The following is an 18,564-nucleotide window of genomic DNA, read 5'->3' on the forward strand; positions in this document are numbered from 1 at the left end:
AAATAGGACCTGCGATGCTCGGATATGCCGCAAAGCGCCTGCTAATCTCCATTCCCGTTATTTTCGGCATTCTCGTCGTGACCTTTGCGCTCGCCCGGCTCATTCCCGGCGATCCCTGCAAGGCCATGCTGGGCGAGAAGGCAACGGCCCAGACCTGCGCCGACTTCGTCGTGCGATACAGCCTCGACAAGCCCCTGCCGGTGCAATTCCTGATCTATGCCAAGAACTTGCTGCATGGCGACTTCGGCACTTCTGTCCGCTTTTCGCGTCCAGTCACCCAGATCGTGATTGAACGGCTGCCGATGACAATCGAGCTTGCCATGCTGGCGCTGATCGTCGCGACCTTTACTGGTATCGGCCTTGGCATCCTCGCTGCACGGCGCCACAATTCCTTGACGGATGTCGGAACCATGGTCATCGCCAATGCTGGCATCTCCATGCCGGTCTTCTGGCTCGGCCTGATGCTTGCCTATCTCTTCGGCGTCATGCTACGCGACACCCCATTCTGGCTGCCGCCATCGGGACGGCTGTCTGCCGGTGTGAGTTCCGTTCCCTTCTATGATGTCTGGCATTGGCAACTCGCCGCCGATAGCACCTGGTCGAAATTCCTGGAATTCTTGTCCAATCTCTACATCTTCAACGCGCTGATTACAGGCAATTGGCCGGTCTTCTGGGACGCCGTGCGCCATATGATCCTGCCGGTGCTGACGCTCTCGACCATTCCGATGGCTGTCATTGCCCGCATGACCCGCTCCTCGTTGCTTGACGTGCTCGGTCGCGACTACGTGCGTACCGCCCGCGCCAAAGGCGTTTCCGAACGCAAGGTGGTGCGTGAGCATGCGCTTGGCAATGCACTGTTGCCCGTCGTCACCATCCTCGGCTTGCAGATGGGCGCCTTGCTGAGTGGCGCGGTACTGACCGAGACGGTGTTCGGCCTTTCGGGTGTCGGGCGCATGCTGGTGGAGGCGATCTTCTCGCGCGACTATCCAGTGATCCAGACATTTACGGTGATGATTGCCGTTGCCTATGTGGCGATCAACCTGCTCGTCGATCTCTCCTATACCTATCTCGATCCGCGCATCCGGCCGCAATAGTGTCCGTCCGGTTCAAGTTGAACCCGACGGTTGCTCGCTTTTTGTTTTCGTTTGTCTTTTCGGAAAGCCGATCACCGCTTTCCCCTGACAGACTTAGTTCTCTCGTTTTCGTTTGTCTTTTCGGGAAAACCGGCGACCACTTTTCCCTGACAAACTCTAGGACGCTCCATGACCCGTTTGAACACTGCCTCGGCCAATGCCGCAGACATCATCATCGAAGAGGGACTGACCGGCGAGCCGGTGGCGCAGTGGCGCCGCACGCTTGGCCGTCTGCTGCGCCTGCGCTCCGGTCAGGTCGGCATCTTCATCATCGGCCTGCTGCTGCTGATCGCCATCTTCGCGCCTGTCATTGCGCCTTACGATCCGGATCAGGTCCTGATCGGCGTTGAACAGGTCAAGCGTCGCGAGCCGCCCTGTATCCACATGTTCGGCTGCGATCCGGAAAAGCCGCAGCATATCATGGGCGTCGACGGCAATGCCCGCGATTCCTTCTCGCGCATTCTCTACGGCACCCGTGTCAGCCTGCTGATCGGCCTCACCACGGTTGGAACGGCGCTAGTGTTCGGCGTGTTCCTTGGCGCCATCGCCGGTTATTTCCGCGGCTGGCTCGACAATCTGATCATGCGCGTCATGGACGTGATCCTCGGCTTTCCGTCGCTGCTCTTGGCAATCGCCATCGTCGCAGTGCTCGGCCCCGGCATCCGCAATGCGCTTTTGGCGATCTCGATCGTCTCGGTGCCCGCCTATGCCCGCGTCACCCGCGCCAGCGTGCTGTCGGTCAAGACGCTGGATTTCGTTGCCGCCACCCGCGTGCTCGGCGGCAGCAAATGGCGCATCCTGTTTCGCCGGGTGCTGCCAAACGCAATCACGCCGATCGTGGTTCTCGCGACGCTTGGGGTCGCCACCGCCATTCTCGATGCTGCTGGCCTCAGCTTCCTTGGTCTTGGCGCACAGCCGCCGACGCCGGAATGGGGCACGATGCTTGGCTCTGCCCGCAACGAGATCTTCTCTGCGCCGCATCTGGTGTTCTTTCCAGGCTTGGCGATCATGCTGACGGTGCTCGGCTTCAACCTTCTCGGAGACGGATTGCGCGATGCCCTTGATCCGCGGCTCCATGCGTGAGGATGTCATGACCCAGTCCATTCTCGAAATCCGTGATCTCAGCACCGAATTCCAGACCCGCTCCGGCACGGCACGCGCCGTCGATAAGGTTTCCATGACCTTGAAGGCCGGAGAAACACTCTGCGTTGTCGGCGAAAGCGGCTGCGGCAAGTCGATCACCGCGCTCAGCGTCATGGGGCTGGTGCCCTATCCAGGCAAGGTGGTGGGTGGCGAAGTGCTGCTGGACGGCGCTGACCTGCGCACGATGACGCCGAAGCAGCTTGCCGAAGTGCGCGGCAACCGCATTTCGATGATCTTCCAGGACCCATCCTCCTCCCTCAACCCCGTTCACACGGTCGGTCGGCAGATTTCGGAAGTCTACCGGCTGCACAAGAACATGGGTAAGCGTGAAGCCGAAGCGGCAGCGATCAAGATGCTGGCCGCCGTCGGCATTCCCGATCCCGAGCGCCGTATGAAGGCCTATCCGCACGAAATGTCCGGCGGCATGGCTCAGCGGGTGATGATCGCCATGGCGCTTGCCTGCCAGCCGGAAGTGCTGATCGCCGACGAGCCGACCACCGCGCTTGACGTCACCATCCAGGCGCAAATTCTCGATCTGATGCGCGATTTGCAGCGCGATTTCGGCACCGCCATCATCCTGATCACCCATGATCTCGGCGTCGTCGCCGAAATGGCCGATCATGTTGCGGTCATGTATGCCGGCCAGGTGGTGGAACGGGCTGATGTCCACACACTTTTCAAATCGCCGAAGCATCCCTACACGCAGGCGCTGCTGCGCTCGGTCCCCGTGCTGGGCGAAGAGACCGACATGCTTGAAGTGATCGATGGCCGTGTGCCGCAGTTGACGCATCTGCCCGAGGGCTGTCTGTTTGCCCCGCGCTGCCGCGCCCGTCGCGAGACCGATGATCCGCGCTGCACCACCATCCGGCCAGCCCTCACCGAACTCGGTGAAGACCATCTCTGTCGATGCTGGCTGGCCGCTCCAGCAGACCCGCTTGCCCATCGTGAGGAGCAGCCCGCATGAACGCGCTGATCGAAATCAACAAGGTCAAGATGGCCTTTCCGGTGACCGGCGGTGCCTTTCAGCGGGTGAAGGGGCATGTCAATGCCGTCAACAATGTCAGCCTCGCCATCGAGCGCGGACGCACGCTTGGCGTCGTCGGTGAAAGCGGCTGCGGCAAGTCCACCCTCGCCCGTATCGTCGTCGGTCTCTACGCTCCGACCGACGGAGACATCATCTTCGACGGCAAGCAGATCGCCGGACCCGGCATGGGCGTGGATTTTGCCACCAGCCGCCGCATCCAGATCGTTTTTCAGGACCCCTACTCCTCCCTCGACCCGCGTCTGCCGATCGGCGATTCCATCGCCGAAGGCCTCGTGATCCACGACATCGGCGACAAGACGGAACGACGCAAAGCCGTTGCCGACATGCTGGAATTGGTCGGCCTGCCGCCTCAGGCCGCCGACCGCTTCCCGCACGAATTTTCCGGCGGCCAGCGCCAGCGTATCGGCATCGCCCGGGCGCTGATCATGAAGCCCGAATTCCTTGTTTGCGACGAGCCGACCTCAGCGCTCGACGTGTCCGTACAGGCGCAGATCCTCAATCTGCTGAAGCGGCTGAAGAGCCAGCTGAACCTGACGATGATGTTCATCTCCCACAACCTCGCCGTCGTCCGGCACATCGCCGACGACGTGATGGTGATGTATCTCGGCCGCGCGGTAGAGATCGGGCCCGTGAACAAGATCTTCGCCAATCCGCAGCATCCCTATACCAAGGCGCTGCTGTCGGCGACGCTGATCGCCGATCCGGATCGACGTGGAGAGCGCATCAAGCTCACCGGGGAACTGCCCTCGCCGCTGAAGCCGCCGTCGGGTTGTCCGTTCCATCCGCGCTGCACGCTCGCCAATGATCGCTGTCGTGCCGACATGCCCGGCCTGACCGAGCGCGACGGCGTTCGGGTTGCCTGTCACGCGGTCGAAGAAGGCCGGGCCTAATCTCAATCCTTTACGCCATCGGGAATATGACCATGTCTCAAATGTCTGCGCCAAAAATCTCCATGGACGAGCGGGAGCAGCGCCTGCGGCAGCTGCGCCAGACCATGGCGGAGCGCGGCATCGGCGCGGTATTGATCGGCCCGACTGAAAGCCTGCGCTATTTCACCGGTCTCGTCTGGCATGCCAGCGAGCGGCTGGTTGGCGCTGTCGTCACGGCATCGGATCTCGTTTACGTCGTGCCCGGCTTCGAGTGCAGCCGGGTGGAAACACTGCCGCATCTGACCGGTGACATAAGAGTTTGGGAAGAGGATGAGAGCAGCTCGGCATTGGTCGCTTCGCTGCTGCCTGACGGCACGAGCCTTGCCGTCGATGATTCCGTAGCACTGTTCGTTTATAACGCACTGCGCCGTGAGATTCCGGCCGAGCGGCTGATCGACGGCGGGCCTATCCTGCGCGGCCAGCGATTGCGCAAGTCACCGAGCGAAATCGCCATTATCCAATATGCGATGAACCTGACGCTGGACGTGCAGCGCAAGGCGCATGCGATGATCCGCCCCGGCATCGCAGCGTCCGAGGTCATCCGCTTCATCGACGAGGAGCATCGGCGGCTCGGGGCTGCCGGTGGCTCTACATTCTGCATCGTGTCCTTTGGCGAGACGACGGCGCTGCCGCATGGGGCCGATGGCGATCAGATCTATAAGGCTGGCGATGTCGTGCTTGTCGATACCGGCTGCCGGATCGACGGCTACAATTCCGATATCACCCGGACCTATGTGATGGAGGAGCCAAGCGCAGATTTCGCGCGGATCTGGGCGATTGAGCGGGAGGCGCAGCAGGCCGTGTTCGATGCCGCTCAGCTCGGCGCCACCTGCGCCAGTCTTGATGATGCCGCCCGCCGGGTCATCACTGGCCATGGTCTCGGACCGGATTACCGCCTGCCCGGCCTGCCGCACCGCGCCGGCCACGGGCTCGGGCTCGAAGGTCATGAAGAGCCTTATATCGTGCGCGGAAACAGCACCTTGCTCGAAGAGGGCATGTGCTTTTCCAATGAGCCCATGATCGTGCTACCCGGCCAGTTCGGCCTGCGGCTTGAGGATATCATCCACATGACCGCTGACGGTCCGGCCTGGTTCACCCACCCGCCCAAGGGGCCGACCGAGCCGTTTTAAGAAGGTGCGGCGAGCGAGGTGGAAAATTCAGCGGACAGCATTTGGACGCTGAAAATCGACACCAACGTTCATTAGTAAGTTATTTTATTTACGCCTCCTTTATTATTGCTCCTCAATAATGCTGCAACCGTCAGAAATTCGGAAGAGTTTGCGCCTGCGCTCTCCGTACGCTGATCCAGTTCGTCGACCGACACGCTGTTTGCGATATCAATGGGTGGCTGCATCATGTCCCTTTATACACAGTTCAAAAAATCCTCTCGTCCGAGGGCTGCAATCGCCGAAATCGAGAATTTGGCGCGGAGCATGGCGGACGGCGATCTGTCGCGTCGTGCCGGTCTGGACATGGTCACCGACGAGGCAAGAGATGTGCTGGTTGCGGTCAATCATCTGCTTGACGCGGCCCTTCGCCCGGTTTTGAACCTGGGTGATGCTGCCGGCCGTATGTCGCTCGAGCATGATAGAGGCGATATCGATACGGCCATTCCTGCGCATGCCTTCAAAGGCGATCTGGCTGCCATGGCTCAGAGCATCAACGACATGGTTGCCGGTCATATCAGCGTTAAAAAGAAGGCGATGGCCTGCGTAAAGGAGTTCGGCGAGGGCAATTTCGAAGCACCGCTCGAACGGTTTCCGGGCAAGAAGGTCTTTATCAATGAGACCGTGGAGAGCCTGCGTGGCAATCTTAAGGGCTTCATCTCCGAGATGAACCGGATGTCGATGGAGCATGACAAAGGCGATATTGACGTCTTCGTTCCCGTTGAACGTTTCAAGGGCGATTTTGCCGTCATGGCGAAAGGTGTCAACGATATGGTGGAAGGTCATATCGCCGTTAAGAAGAAAGCCATGGCCTGCATCAAGGAATTCGGCGAAGGCAATTTTGCTGCCGAACTTGAAAAATTCCCTGGCAAGAAGGCCTTTATCAACGAGACGATCGAGACCCTGCGCAGCAATTTCCGTGATATCTTCCAGGAAATCGTCCGCCTGACCGCCGCCTCTACGGCCGGCAATCTCAGCGAACGTGGCGAGTCCCATCGCTTTGTGGGCGACTTCGCCAAAATCATCTCCGGGCTGAACCATATGCTCGACGCCATTCTGCTGCCCATCGCCGAGGGCAATCGCGTTCTCAGTCTGGTCAGCACCGGTGACCTGACCCAGCATGTCGACATCGACTGCGAGGGCGATCATCAAAAAATGAAGGACGCCATCAACTCGCTGGTGGATAACCTCAGGTCCTTCGCCGTTGGCGTCGCCAATGCCGCCGATCAGGTGACCAGCGGCAGCCAGGCCCTTTCATCGACATCAGAGCAACTGTCGCAGGGTGCAACGGAGCAGGCCTCCGCCGCCGAAGAGGCTTCTGCCTCGATGGAGCAGATGGCAGCCAATATCAAGCAAAACGCCGACAACGCGGCTCAAACAGAGAAAATCGCACGTCAATCGGCGAAAGACACCGAAAGCTCAGGCGCGGCAGTGGACAAAGCCGTCAATGCCATGCGCACCATTGCCGAAAAGATTTCGATCGTGCAGGAAATTGCCCGTCAGACGGATCTCCTCGCCCTGAATGCGGCTGTTGAAGCGGCCCGTGCCGGCGAGCATGGCAAGGGCTTTGCCGTCGTTGCTTCTGAAGTGCGCAAACTGGCCGAACGCAGCCAGGCAGCGGCCGGCGAAATCAGCGGCCTATCGGTCGAGACGGTCAGAGCGGCAACAGCTGCCGGCGAGATGCTCAATCGCCTCGTTCCTGACATCCGAAAGACTGCCGAACTCGTCTCCGAAATTTCCGTGGCGTGCCGGGAGCAGGATCTCGGGGCAAGCCAGATCAACGAAGCGATCCAGCAGCTCGATAAGGTAACGCAGCACAACGCCAACGCGTCGGAGGAAATGTCAGCGACATCGGAAGAACTCGCGACCCAGGCCGAGGAGTTGCAGACGTCGCTGTCCTTCTTCCAGACAGGTGAAGACAAGGATGCCAAGGTCAGTGCACGCGAAGCCGCACCTGCCGCCGCGCGCAAACCGGCACCGCCGATAAAACCAGTCAAATCACCGGCTTTCAAACCTCCTGTAGCGGTGCAGCAGGCCCGTGCGAAAGGCTTTGCCCTCGATCTATCGATGGGCGGGCCGGACGCCGAAGACGATCGCTTTCACCACACCAGCGATACCGGACGATATCGGTAAGAGCACCAGCTGCAGCAGGCTGTCATTCAGCCTGCTGTGGCACCGCAGCTCATATCGCAACCCCTTGGGCGTCGAAGCGATGCAGGCAACCGGGCTTTGGGGTGAGCCAGATGGTCTGCCCGACGGGGGGCGCAAATTCGCCGTCGGTGCGAAGATTGAGGCGGCCGATCCCCTCGGCTTCAACGGTCAGATAGGTATCGCTGCCGAGATATTCTCCTGAGACGATCCGGCATTCCCAGCCGTTCCCGGTTTCCACCACGGCAAGATGCTCTGGCCGCACACCAAGCGTCGTCGCCCCATGGCGCTCTGCTTCTGGGCCAGTAATCAGGTTCATCTGCGGCGAACCGATGAAGGTTGCAACAAACAGATTGATCGGCTTGCGATACAGATCGAGCGGCGCGCCGATCTGCTCGACCCGACCGGCATTGAGCACCACGATCTTATCAGCCATGGTCATCGCCTCAACCTGATCATGGGTCACGTAAACGGTCGTCGTTGCCAGCCTTTGCTGTAGGCTTCTGATTTCCGAGCGCATCTGCACGCGAAGCTTCGCATCGAGATTGGAGAGCGGTTCGTCGAACAGGAACACCTTCGGCGCCCGCACGATGGCGCGGCCCATGGCGACGCGCTGGCGCTGGCCGCCGGACAAGGCCGCCGGCTTGCGGTCGAGGTAGGATTGCAGGTCGAGAATGGCCGCGGCATCGCCGACCCGGCGGCCGATCTCCCCGGATTGCAGGCCGCCGAGCTTCAGGGCAAAGCCCATATTGTCGGCGACTGTCATGTGGGGATAAAGCGCGTAGTTCTGGAAGACCATGGCGATGTCGCGGTCGCGCGGCGCCAGATCATTGATCAACATATCATCGACGCAGATGATGCCTGACGTCACCGTCTCCAGGCCGGCGATCATCCGCAACAACGTCGATTTCCCGCAGCCCGACGGGCCAACCAGGGCAAAAAACTCGCCATCCTCGATAGCAGCGTCGACGCCGTGGATCACTTCCAGCGCCCCGTAACTCTTGCGCAGAGCCTCGATTTCAACCCGTGCCATTTTTCCTCCCCAAGGCTGGCTTGACACAAAACAAAAGTGATTTAATCTATTTTTTGCGACTTGGAAAGTCGGCTGTGGAGAGACGGTCGGCCTGCACGCCAGGAGGGGAGGCCCATACCGGGAAGCCAGGAGCGGAGGAAGCGATCACGCATTTGGCGCCAGCAGCGCCTGGTGGGAAAGGGTCAGCGAGAAGCTAGCCTGATCAGGAGCATCGACACGTCGGGCACGTCACAGGTCCGGCAAACTCATTATGTCTGGGAGGAACATTCATGATCATCAAGGCGCCCTTACTCGCGCTCACATCCATTCTCGCCCTGTCCGCCGGCCTTGTCGCCAACGGGCAAGCACAGGCCAGCGACCTCATCACCGGCGATACGGTCGGCAGCGCCAGCGCGAAGAAAACCCTTGTCTTCCGCATGACCACGGATGGGCCGCGCAATAACGATGAAACGGTCGCGGAAGGCTATAGCAAGCTGTTCAAGGCCTTCATCGCCAAGCGACCCGACTGGAAAATCGAGCTGCAGATGATGTCCGGCGATATCGGCCAGGAACAGGCCCGTCTGCTGGAACAGGCACGGTCCGGCAATGCGCCTGATTGCGCGGCGGTCGATTCCTTCGTGCTGCCGCTGTTCAAGAAAGCCGGCGTGCTGCGCTCCTTCTCGCCCTATTTCCAGAAGGATGAAATCGACCAGCTCTTCCCCTTCATCCGCACGGGCATTACCGGCTCCGACGGAAAGATCTACGCCTGGTGGTGGTCGACCGATCTTCGTGTGCTCTACCGCAACAAGGAAATCATCCCCGACGCGCCGCAGACCTGGGACGACACCAAGAAAGCGGCCCTTGCCTCCGTCAAGCAGGGCATGGAAGGCATCCTGTTCAACGGTGGCCGCTACGAAGGCACGACCTTCGACTGGCTGGCCAACTTCTGGGGCCAGGGCGGCAAGCTGGTTGACGATGCCGGCAAGCCGATCTTCGGCGAAGGCGACAACCGCGCGAAGTTCATCAAGGCAGTCAATTACTACCACGACCTCGTCACATCGGGCGCCGCCCCCAAGCGCGTCGCCACGATCGGCAATTACGACGATTTCAACGCTGCGGCAGCAGCCGGCACGACGGCCCTCTTCGTCGGCGGCAACTGGCAGATCAACCAGTTGAAGACTACGCTTGAGCCTGAAGATTTCGCCAAGTGGACCTTCTCGCCCCTGCCCGGCCCGACCGCCGATCAGCGCTCGACCGGCACCGGCGGCTGGACGGTCGCGTCTTTTGCGAAAGACGAGGAAAAGGTCAATATGTGCGCCGATCTAGCCCGTGAGGTCTATATGGGGCCAGCCAACGACGTGCAGCAACAATTGCCGACCCGCGCCGACCTCTATGACAAATATCCGGTCTTCTCGACTGACGTGAACAAGGCCTTCCGCGATGCGCTGAAGGTTGGTCAGGCTCGTCCGGGCGCGCCTGTCTATCCTGAAATCTCCAACCAGATCCAGATCATGATGGGCAAAGTGCTGACCGGCACCCAACCCACCGAAGCTGCCGTCGACGAGGCCTTCAAGGCGTCGCTCGACGCCTATGGCCGCCTCTGATCCCATGACCCAGCCGGGCGCGATGCGAACATCGCGCCCGGCCTACAGCATCGGACCGAAAAGTGGAAACCGGTTTTCGGAAAAATCCAATGCGAAAACAAAAAGCGAGAGAATCGTGCCGATTCCGTTTTTCGGTGCGATTTCCTGGCGCCCTTTGAAGGTCTGAAACGGATTACGACATGCCCATTGCCAGCACCAAAACCGGCAGCAGGGACCTTGCCTTGGCAGGAGCCTCCTTACCGCAATCAGGATCGGGCCTAGGATCTGAAGCAGCGCGGCTCGCCCCTTGGCTGCTGCCGCTGATCCTGGTTCTCGGGATCTTCTACCTCTATCCCGTGTTCGATGTGGTGCGACTGGCCTTCACCCATGCGACACTGCTTGGCGATACCGGCGGTTATACACTGTCGACCTTCGCGCAGACGCTGACACGCCCTGAACTTCTAGGCATTCTTTGGGTCACGCTGGTCTTCACGCTGTCGAGCGTCTTTGCCCAGCAGTTGTTGGGCCTTGCCGTGGCGCTGGTCGTGGTGCGCGGTGAAAAACGACGGCTGGTCGGCACCACGCTGTTGCGCACGACGGCGCTGATTGCCTGGGTCGTGCCCGGCATTGCCGGCGGCATCATCTGGAAGATGCTGTTCAACGAAGCGCCGTTTGGCGGATTGAACAGCCTGCTGCGGCTGATGGGCATGGCGCCGATGCAATGGCTGTCCGATCCCGATCTCGTCATGTGGTCGGTGGTGATGTCGAATGTCTGGCGCGGCACCGCCTTTTCGATGGTGGTGATGTATGCGGCGCTTAAGGCGATCGATCCCGTGCTCTATGAGGCGGCTTCCGTGGATGGCGCGACGGCCCTGCAACGTCTGCGCCATGTCACCCTGCCGCAATTGCGCCCGGCAATCCTCGTCAACATGATCCTCATCACCATCCAGACGCTCAATACCTTCGACGCGATCATCTCGCTGACCGGTGGCGGACCGGGCCGGGCAACGGAGGTTCTGTCGCTCTATACGTTCAACACCGTATTTCGCAATTACGATCTCGCCAGCGGCGCGGTCCTGTCGCTGGTCATGCTGGTTATCAGCCTGGGGCTGGCGCTGATTTATGCCTCGTTCCTGCCAAAGGAGACCTCGCGATGAAGGGCGCATCGATGGCAAAGGCCAGCAACCAGGAACGGCTCGGCGATCTCGCCAGCTATCTGTTCATGATCGTGATGTTCGCCTTCTTTGCCTGGCCGCTGCTCTGGCTGCTGTCGCTGGCGCTGCGCACCCGCAAGGAGGTGTTTCTCGGCGTCAGCCGCTTCATTCCCAAGGCGCCGACGCTTGATAATTTCGCGACGATCCTCTCCTCAGACAAGTTCGCCCATTATTTGTGGAACGCCCTGACGCTTTCCTGCCTCAGCGCCGCCGGCTGCCTGATTGTGGCGCTTCCGGCTGCCTATGCCTTTTCCCGCTTCAACTTTCGCGGCAAGGGCGTGTGGATGATGGCGCTTTTGTCGGTGCAGATGATTTCGCCGCTGGTCATCATGGTGCCGCTCTACCGCTACATGGCAGCCATTGGCCTAACCAACAGTTATTTCGGGGCGATCATGGTCTATATCGCGCTCGCCATTCCCATGGTCACCTGGATCCTGAAAGGCGCGATCGACGGGATTCCCGTCAGCCTGGATGAGGCCGCGATGATGGATGGCTGCACCCGGTTCGGCGTTTTCATCCGGGTTATCCTGCCGCTGTCGACGCCCGGCATCGCCTCTGCCTTCATCATTTCCGTCATCAACGGCTGGTCGCAATTCCTGGTGCCATTCCTGTTGATCACCAAGGAATCGATGACGCCGATCGCCGTTGGTATTTTTCAATATGCCGGCACCCAGAACGATTCCTCCATTCAATTGCTGGCGGCCGCCTGCCTCATCTCAGTGGTGCCGGCTATCGTCGCTTTCCTATCCCTGCAACGCCTGATCCTCAGCGCCATGACCGCCGGTGCGGTCAAGGGCTGAGCCGCCCCCGTCATTTCGAAACTATTTGAGAACCGCCATGACCCTTACCAATGCCCAACGCCTCGAACGCCTCAAGGTCCGCACCCTCGAACTGGAATTCTGGCGCGCCCGCAAGACCATCGCCGTGGATGGCTGGCGTTTCAACGATGCCCCGATTGCTCTCGGCGCAGACTGGCCCGAGAAGACGGGCACGCAGCATTTCGCGGCAGACATCGCCGTGCCTGACGGATGGCCTCTCGACACTGTCAGACTCTGCCTCGACCTCGGTGGCGAAAGCCTGATCAGGATCGAAGCAGCAGATGGCACGGCCAAGAGCTTTGGTCTTGATCCCAACCACCGCGAATTTCCCGTGCCGTCGCGACAGTTTCGCCTGACATCCGACACGGTCGCCCGCCTTCCCTTCGGCGAACCGGTGCGCCATCCGAAGCTGACACGGGCAGAACTCGTCTGGATCGAAGAAGATGTCGATGCGCTATGGCTGCTCCTGCGCCAGGTGGCGGAAGCGGTCGAGACGCTCGAAGGGCACGACGTGGTCCCGCATCTGCTGCAGGCGTCCGAGGAAACCATCCGGATGCTCGATTGGCCTTCGGCGACGGCCGACTACATCGCCCGCACGGCTGCGGCACCGATGCAGCAGAAGATCTGGCAATTGCCGACACTCAAACCGGACCCCGAAGGGTTGAACGAGGCACAGCGCGAAAGCGTTGCCAAGGCCTATCAAAGCCTGATGGACAAGCTTGCCGGCCTGCGCGAGCGCTTCCCGCCGCAGGGCAAGGTCGCATTGACCGGCCATGCTCATATCGACCTCGCCTGGCTCTGGCCTTATGACGAGACTCGCCGCAAGGTGCGACGCACCTTCCACACCGCACTGTCGCTGATGGAAGGCTCGAAGGATTTCCGCTTCAACCAGTCGACGGCCCATTACTATGCGCAGCTCGAGGAAGACGATCCTGCTCTGCTGGAAAAGGTCGTCGAGCGGGTCAAGGCCGGTCAATGGGAAACGCTCGGCGGCACCTGGATCGAGCCTGACACCAACATGCCGACAGGCGAGAGCCTGTCGCGGCAGATCCTCTACGGCCAGCGCTATTTCGAAAAGATATCCGGTATCCGCCACACCATCTGCTGGCTACCTGATTGTTTCGGCTTCTCAGGCGCCCTGCCGCAATTGCTGGTTCAGGGCGGCATGAAGAGCTTCTTCACCATCAAGGTGAACTGGTCGGAGAGCAACCATATTCCGTCCGACCTGTTCTGGTGGGAAGGCTTCGATGGCTCGCGGGTGCTTGCCCATACGTTCGACAATCCCGTCGATGGCTATAACGGCCAGGTCCGCCCGGATACGATCGCGTCCACCTGGCGTAATTTCCGTCAGAAGGATCGCCACGACACCACGCTTCTCTGTGTTGGCTATGGCGATGGCGGCGGCGGCGTCAGCCCAGAAATGATCCGCCGCGAAGAGCAATTGCGCGTCTTCCCAGCCCTGCCCGAGGCACAGTGGACCCGCGTCGAAGACTTTTTCGAGAATGCCCACGAGGCGGCTACGGCCCGTAAAATGTCGGTCTGGAAGGGCGAGATCTATCTCGAACTGCATCGCGGCACGCTGACCAGCCAGAGCGACGTCAAGCGCCTGCATCGCAAGGCCGAGCGCAGCCTGATCACCGCCGAAACCGTGGCAAGCCTCGCCCATCTTCTCGGCGCGGAACGGTCCACATCGATGGAGCCGGAATGGCGGGTGGTGCTGAAGAACGAGTTCCACGACATTCTGCCCGGCTCCTCGATTGCCGAAGTCTATGTCGATGCTCGCCGGGAGCTGGAGGCGGTGATCGAACAGGGCAAGGCCGCGCAGACGGCAGGGCTTGAACGCCTGCTGGCGGAATTGCCCGAGGGTGGCGACGGCCATATCCTGGTGGTCAACCCGTCGCTCGATAGCCGACCGCTGCGGCTGGAGCTCGCCGACGGCTTCATTTCGGCAGAAGGCACGATCCCGCCGCTTGCTGCCGTGGTGCTGCCGGCCTCGTCGCTTGCTCCCCTGCACGGCCTGTCGGCCAGCGAGCGGCATCTCGAAAATGCTTTCATCCGCGTCAAGCTTGCTGAAGACGGCTCTATCGCCAGCATCCTGCACAAGGAAAGTGGTCGCGAAGCCGTCGAAGGCGGGGCCAACCGGCTGTTTGCCTATCCTTGCGACAAGCCGCGCAACTGGGATGCCTGGGATGTCGAGGAAGATTATGCCGAACAGGCCGAGGAGATCACCGGCTTCGACAGCATCGAACTGATCGAGAAAGGGCCGCATCGCGCTGCAATCCGCATCCGCCGCAGCTGGCGCCATTCGAGCATCGTCCAGACGCTCAGCCTTGCCGCGAACGCCCGGCGCGTCGAGATTCACACAGAGCTGGACTGGCATGACCGGCGCGTGCTGCTGCGCACCGAAACCGGCGTTGCCGTGCAGGCCGCGAGAGCAGTTTGCGAATGCGCCTACGGCGTGGTCGAACGCCCGACGCACACCAACACATCCTGGGACGAGGCAATGTTCGAGGCGCCCGGCCATCGTTTCATCGACCTCTCGGACCCGGATTTTGGTCTCGCGCTGCTGAACGATGCCAAATACGGCCATTCGGCACGCGGCAATGTCCTTGGCCTGTCGCTGCTGCGCTCACCCGTCTATCCCGATCCGCTCGCCGACGAAGGCTATCAGGCTTTCACCTATGCCCTGATGCCGCATGCCGGCCCCTGGCATGCTGGCGGTGTCCGCGAGGAAGCCGAAGATCTGAACCAGCCGCTTCTCGCTATATCGGCTGAGGGCTATCAGACCGGTACGTGGCAGCCGCTCGCCGTTGAAGGCATCACCGCCGCCTTGTCGGCGTTGAAATCGAGCGAGGATGGTGACGATCTGATCCTGCGCGTCTATGAGCCTGCCGGCCGCCAGGGTGCCCTTACAGTCAAGCCCACCGAGGGCTGGCGCCACGAAGGACCGGTGACCATTCTCGAAGAACCGATGACCGGCCCCAGTGCCACGGGATTGAAGCCGTTTGAGGTGAAAAGCTGGCGCCTTAGCAAAAACTAATCGTATAAGCTGCTACACGGCAGGCGAGACAAGGGCGCGGATCTTGCAACTCCGCGCTTTCTTGTTTTTAGGTATTGCTGATTTCCGTGACGTGCCGTGCATTCAGGAGACCACATGAATTACTCCGGCGCCAATGGCGAGCAGGCAGCGGCGTTGAACCGGGCGATGGTGCTCAACGCCATCCATCGCGGCGCGCCGATTTCCCGTGCCGAGATCGCCAGCCAGTCGCGGCTGACCAAGCAGACCGTGACCCGGATCGTCGAGCGTTTGCTTGATGAAGGCTTGGTGATGGAAGCCCGCCGTCGTCAGGGCCTGCGCGGCCAGCCGGCCATCGAGCTCGAAATCGACCCTGAAGGTGTGTTTGCCATCGGCGCCAATATCGATCGCGATCACCTGACCGTGGTCGCCGTCGATGCCGCCGGCCATATTCGCGGTCGCATCCACCACGAAGAGCGGTTCATCCTGCCGTCGACCTTCGTGACCCTGATGGAAGGCGCGCTCTCGACATTCCTGCGCCGCAAGGTCATTCAGGAACATCGCCTTGCTGGCATCGGGCTTGCTATCCCGGATTGGCTGGGAGAAGTCGACGTCATCGGTCGTCCGCCGGAATACAGCGCCTGGAAGGGTTTCGACGTGCGTCAGGCACTGGCTTCGGTGACCCATCATCCGATCTTCATCGACAACGATGCCAATGCGGCCGCGCTGGGCGAAATCGAGTATGGTCTCGGAACGGAAATCCGCAGCTTCTTCTATATTCTCGTCAATGCCTGTCTTGGCGGCAGTCTGGTCATCGACGGCGCTCGTCACAAGGGCGCAAGCGGCTTGAGCGGTGAAATCGGCTGGCTGCCCGTTGCGCTCGACGACGGTCCTTTGGCCGGACAGAGCCGGCCACTCGGCGACCAGTTTTCGCTGTTCATCCTGCTCGACCATCTGCAACGCCAGGGCATCGAGGCGAAGACACCGGCGGATTTGCTGACGCTCGACGCGCATGGGCGCCAGATCGTGAGTACTTGGCTAAAGCGCTTCGCCGTGAAACTGGCCGACGCGATCATCGACATCGGCATGGTTGTCGATCCCGAGGCGGTCATCATCGGCGGTCGGCTACCGGTGCGGCTGCTTGACGAGTTGCTGGTGCATGTGCATCGCGAGATTGCAGACAGCGGCATGGCCGCGCCCTCTCTGCACCGCGCCGCGGGTTCGGAAGATGCTGCAGCGCTTGGGGCCGCCGCCATGCCGCTGTCTCACAAGCTCTGTCTGCCATCATCAGAGGCTAGCCAGCAGGAGCGCGTGCCGCTATCGGGCCTTCCGCCGCAGAGGGCGACCCTCGTCAGGCCTGCTTAGGCAGGAGCCGCTCCATCAACGGCAACAAGCCGGCACCAAGCGCCAGGTCGTCGTAGCCGAGAGACAAAGGCCGGATCGGCGGAATCCAGGGCGCTGCGACGAAATAGCTGCCCTTCTTGTCCCGGTCAGCGAGCATGTGTTCAACCAAGCCCTCCAGCACCGCTCGTGGTAGATTGCCCCCGATCAGGATAGCACCCGGCGACACGAAGCCGGCAATCGCCAGCACCGCATCAAGAAGCCGGCTTGCCGCCTGTTGCATCCAGGCATCAATAGCGCTCTCGCCATGCTCTGCCAGACAGGTTTCATAAGCCCGAACGCTTGCGACGTCTTCCAGGCTCGGCTCGCCGCGCGCCGGACGCATCTGGCCTATATCGCCGGCCCGGCCATGGGTACCACGAAAGAACCGACCGCCAGCGAGTAGCCCGGCGCGGATTTTCTCATCGATCAGCAGTACGGCAAAGCCACCTTCGGGCTCGCCAATGCCAAGCATCCGCTCACCGGCAACCGCCGCCTCGACATCCCGGACAAAAAACACCGGCATACCAGCGAGAAGCTTGGCAAATCGATCCTCATCCAACCGACAGTCCGGATGCTGCGCAATGCCGACACCCATGAGACGATCCGGCGCGACCGCCAGGCAATCTTCAATCGCAGCCTCCAATCCATCAGCGGCGAAGGCTTGCGTATGAATAGCCCGGCCGGAAAGATCGACCACGGCCGCACGGCCGCCATCCGGCCCCAGCCAGAGCCCAAAACCATAAGCGCCGTCGACCAGAGGCGAAAACCTTGCTGCTTTGTCGCCGCTTTCACGCCGCCCCTGCTGCACCAGACCGGCACCGGCCAGCCGCTTCAAGATGCCGGTCACGGCAGGTTCGGTCAGTCCGAGCTGGCCGGACAGCTCCTGGCGCGTTAGAGGACCGTGCCGCAACAACAGCGCCAGCGTCGCTCGCGAATTGTGGTCCGCGATGTCTTCAGGGCTGATGCCGGGGCCGTCCCGTTGCCCGCTGCCTCGCGGTATCTGCCGGCGCGCCAGGCGCCCGTCGCTGCTCACGCCGTCTGTCTCCAATCCATCCCGTCAGTTCGCCCGATCGGGCAAAGCAGGTGCTGGTCAACTGTAGCAGGACCGACGCATTGTTTGGGAGACCCATTGCCATTTTTTTAGGTGCTAACGTGAGCAGACAACGCGACATGGTTGCTGTGAAAATGCACGGTCACCTCAGCATATAGCAGTTGCCGCCAACCTCTCGGCAGAATCAAGAATGCGAGGCCTGCAAATCGCTTTCAATGATGGCCGCCGTCTTTTCATAATGCTGCTGCAGCAAGGTAACCGCCTGCGTGATGTCATGGTTCAGAACCGCCGCGAGAATTTGGCGGTGTTCGTCGCTGACCTTCCGAACCCGGAATGCCTTGCGGATCGACATGGCGCGGTAGCGAAACAACCGATCCGCCAATTGCTCGCAAAAACCTATCAGAGGGCGGGAACCGCAGCCGCGGATCAAAAGCGCGTGAAAGGCGCGGTGCAACTTCTCCCATTCCGGACTATGCTCGAATCGTTCAGGGTTCAGCGACCGCGGCATCCGCTCCAGCCGATGATGCGCGACCAGAAGCGCCTCTTCCCATTCGGCCGTACCATTGGCCATGGACTCCTTCAGCGCCAGGCCCTCGACCCAACAGCGGGTCTTTGTCAGTTCGCGCAGTTCCTCAAGGCTGATCGGCTTGACGAAAAAGCCGCGCTGCTCCTTGCCAACCACAAGTTCCTCAGAACTCAGCCGGTTCAGCGCCTCGCGCAGAGGCGTTTGCCCCGCGTCGTAATGCTGGGTCAGAAATCGTAATTGTAACTTGCGTCCCGGTTCGAGCGTCGTCGACAAAATGTCGGCTTTCAGCCGCTCATAGATGGTCGTGGCCAGTGTCGCCGGGCTTTCCGCCCCTTTGATCGCAATCTCGCCGTCCATGGGAATCCTGCTTCGTCGTCCACCATATTTATATACATAG

General features: G+C 60.9%; 13 protein-coding genes and 2 pseudogenes. 12 read left to right on the forward strand and 3 right to left on the reverse strand.

The window, feature by feature from the left end; all coding sequences use genetic code 11:
- Positions 1–14: 14 nt before the first annotated feature.
- The 7 genes and pseudogenes from BJF91_RS09595 to BJF91_RS25625 form a co-directional block, all read left to right on the forward strand.
- Positions 15–1,094 (forward strand): ABC transporter permease, encoded by a 1,080-nt coding sequence (locus tag BJF91_RS09595; RefSeq protein WP_075614251.1) that lies wholly within the window; start codon positions 15–17, stop codon positions 1,092–1,094.
- 168 nt (positions 1,095–1,262) lie between these two features.
- Entirely contained in the window at positions 1,263–2,216 is a 954-nt protein-coding gene (locus tag BJF91_RS09600; RefSeq protein ID WP_075614252.1) for an ABC transporter permease, read from the forward strand.
- Positions 2,188–3,240 carry an ABC transporter ATP-binding protein gene (locus tag BJF91_RS09605; RefSeq protein ID WP_075614564.1) on the forward strand — a complete coding sequence of 351 codons (1,053 nt, stop codon included), beginning with the start codon at positions 2,188–2,190 and terminating at the stop codon, positions 3,238–3,240. The genes BJF91_RS09600 and BJF91_RS09605 overlap by 29 nt, the downstream gene beginning before the upstream one ends.
- The gene (locus tag BJF91_RS09610; RefSeq protein WP_075614253.1) at positions 3,237–4,211 is read left to right on the forward strand and encodes an ABC transporter ATP-binding protein; all 975 of its coding nucleotides are present in this window, start codon (positions 3,237–3,239) and stop codon (positions 4,209–4,211) included. Before BJF91_RS09605 ends, BJF91_RS09610 begins: the two co-directional genes overlap by 4 nt.
- A gap of 32 nt (positions 4,212–4,243) precedes the next feature.
- Entirely contained in the window at positions 4,244–5,380 is a 1,137-nt protein-coding gene (locus tag BJF91_RS09615; RefSeq protein ID WP_407639871.1) for a M24 family metallopeptidase, read from the forward strand.
- A gap of 342 nt (positions 5,381–5,722) precedes the next feature.
- A pseudogene (locus BJF91_RS25620) lies at positions 5,723–6,325 on the forward strand (HAMP domain-containing protein); the annotation flags it as partial.
- Positions 6,326–6,418: 93 nt separating this feature from the next.
- Positions 6,419–7,304: pseudogene (locus BJF91_RS25625) on the forward strand (methyl-accepting chemotaxis protein); the annotation flags it as partial.
- A gap of 294 nt (positions 7,305–7,598) precedes the next feature.
- Here BJF91_RS25625 and BJF91_RS09625 read toward each other — a convergent pair.
- Positions 7,599–8,597, reverse strand: coding sequence for an ABC transporter ATP-binding protein (locus BJF91_RS09625; protein WP_075614255.1), 999 nt, complete (start codon positions 8,595–8,597; stop codon positions 7,599–7,601).
- A 269-nt stretch (positions 8,598–8,866) separates the two neighbouring features.
- Here BJF91_RS09625 and BJF91_RS09630 point away from each other — a divergent pair, with 269 nt between their 5' ends.
- From BJF91_RS09630 to BJF91_RS09655, 5 genes are all read left to right on the forward strand, one after another.
- The gene (locus BJF91_RS09630; protein ID WP_075614256.1) at positions 8,867–10,180 is read left to right on the forward strand and encodes an extracellular solute-binding protein; all 1,314 of its coding nucleotides are present in this window, start codon (positions 8,867–8,869) and stop codon (positions 10,178–10,180) included.
- Between the two features lie 179 nt (positions 10,181–10,359).
- Complete coding sequence (locus tag BJF91_RS09640) at positions 10,360–11,316, forward strand: carbohydrate ABC transporter permease (RefSeq protein ID WP_075614258.1); 957 nt, start codon at positions 10,360–10,362, stop codon at positions 11,314–11,316.
- Positions 11,313–12,173, forward strand: coding sequence for a carbohydrate ABC transporter permease (locus tag BJF91_RS09645; RefSeq protein WP_407639872.1), 861 nt, complete (start codon positions 11,313–11,315; stop codon positions 12,171–12,173). The genes BJF91_RS09640 and BJF91_RS09645 overlap by 4 nt, the downstream gene beginning before the upstream one ends.
- A 37-nt stretch (positions 12,174–12,210) precedes the next feature.
- Positions 12,211–15,231 carry an alpha-mannosidase gene (locus tag BJF91_RS09650; protein WP_075614259.1) on the forward strand — a complete coding sequence of 1,007 codons (3,021 nt, stop codon included), beginning with the start codon at positions 12,211–12,213 and terminating at the stop codon, positions 15,229–15,231.
- Positions 15,232–15,345: 114 nt separating this feature from the next.
- The gene (locus BJF91_RS09655; RefSeq protein ID WP_075614260.1) at positions 15,346–16,572 is read left to right on the forward strand and encodes an ROK family transcriptional regulator; all 1,227 of its coding nucleotides are present in this window, start codon (positions 15,346–15,348) and stop codon (positions 16,570–16,572) included.
- Here BJF91_RS09655 and BJF91_RS09660 read toward each other — a convergent pair.
- Both BJF91_RS09660 and BJF91_RS09665 read right to left on the reverse strand, forming a co-directional pair.
- Complete coding sequence (locus BJF91_RS09660) at positions 16,559–17,623, reverse strand: ROK family transcriptional regulator (RefSeq protein WP_234801586.1); 1,065 nt, start codon at positions 17,621–17,623, stop codon at positions 16,559–16,561. The genes BJF91_RS09655 and BJF91_RS09660 overlap by 14 nt on opposite strands.
- 202 nt (positions 17,624–17,825) lie before the next feature.
- Complete coding sequence (locus tag BJF91_RS09665) at positions 17,826–18,524, reverse strand: GntR family transcriptional regulator (RefSeq protein ID WP_075614261.1); 699 nt, start codon at positions 18,522–18,524, stop codon at positions 17,826–17,828.
- Positions 18,525–18,564 lie beyond the last annotated feature (40 nt).

Source organism: Gillisella taibaishanensis (genome assembly GCF_001938985.1).
Classification (GTDB): domain Bacteria; phylum Pseudomonadota; class Alphaproteobacteria; order Rhizobiales; family Rhizobiaceae; genus Allorhizobium; species Allorhizobium taibaishanense.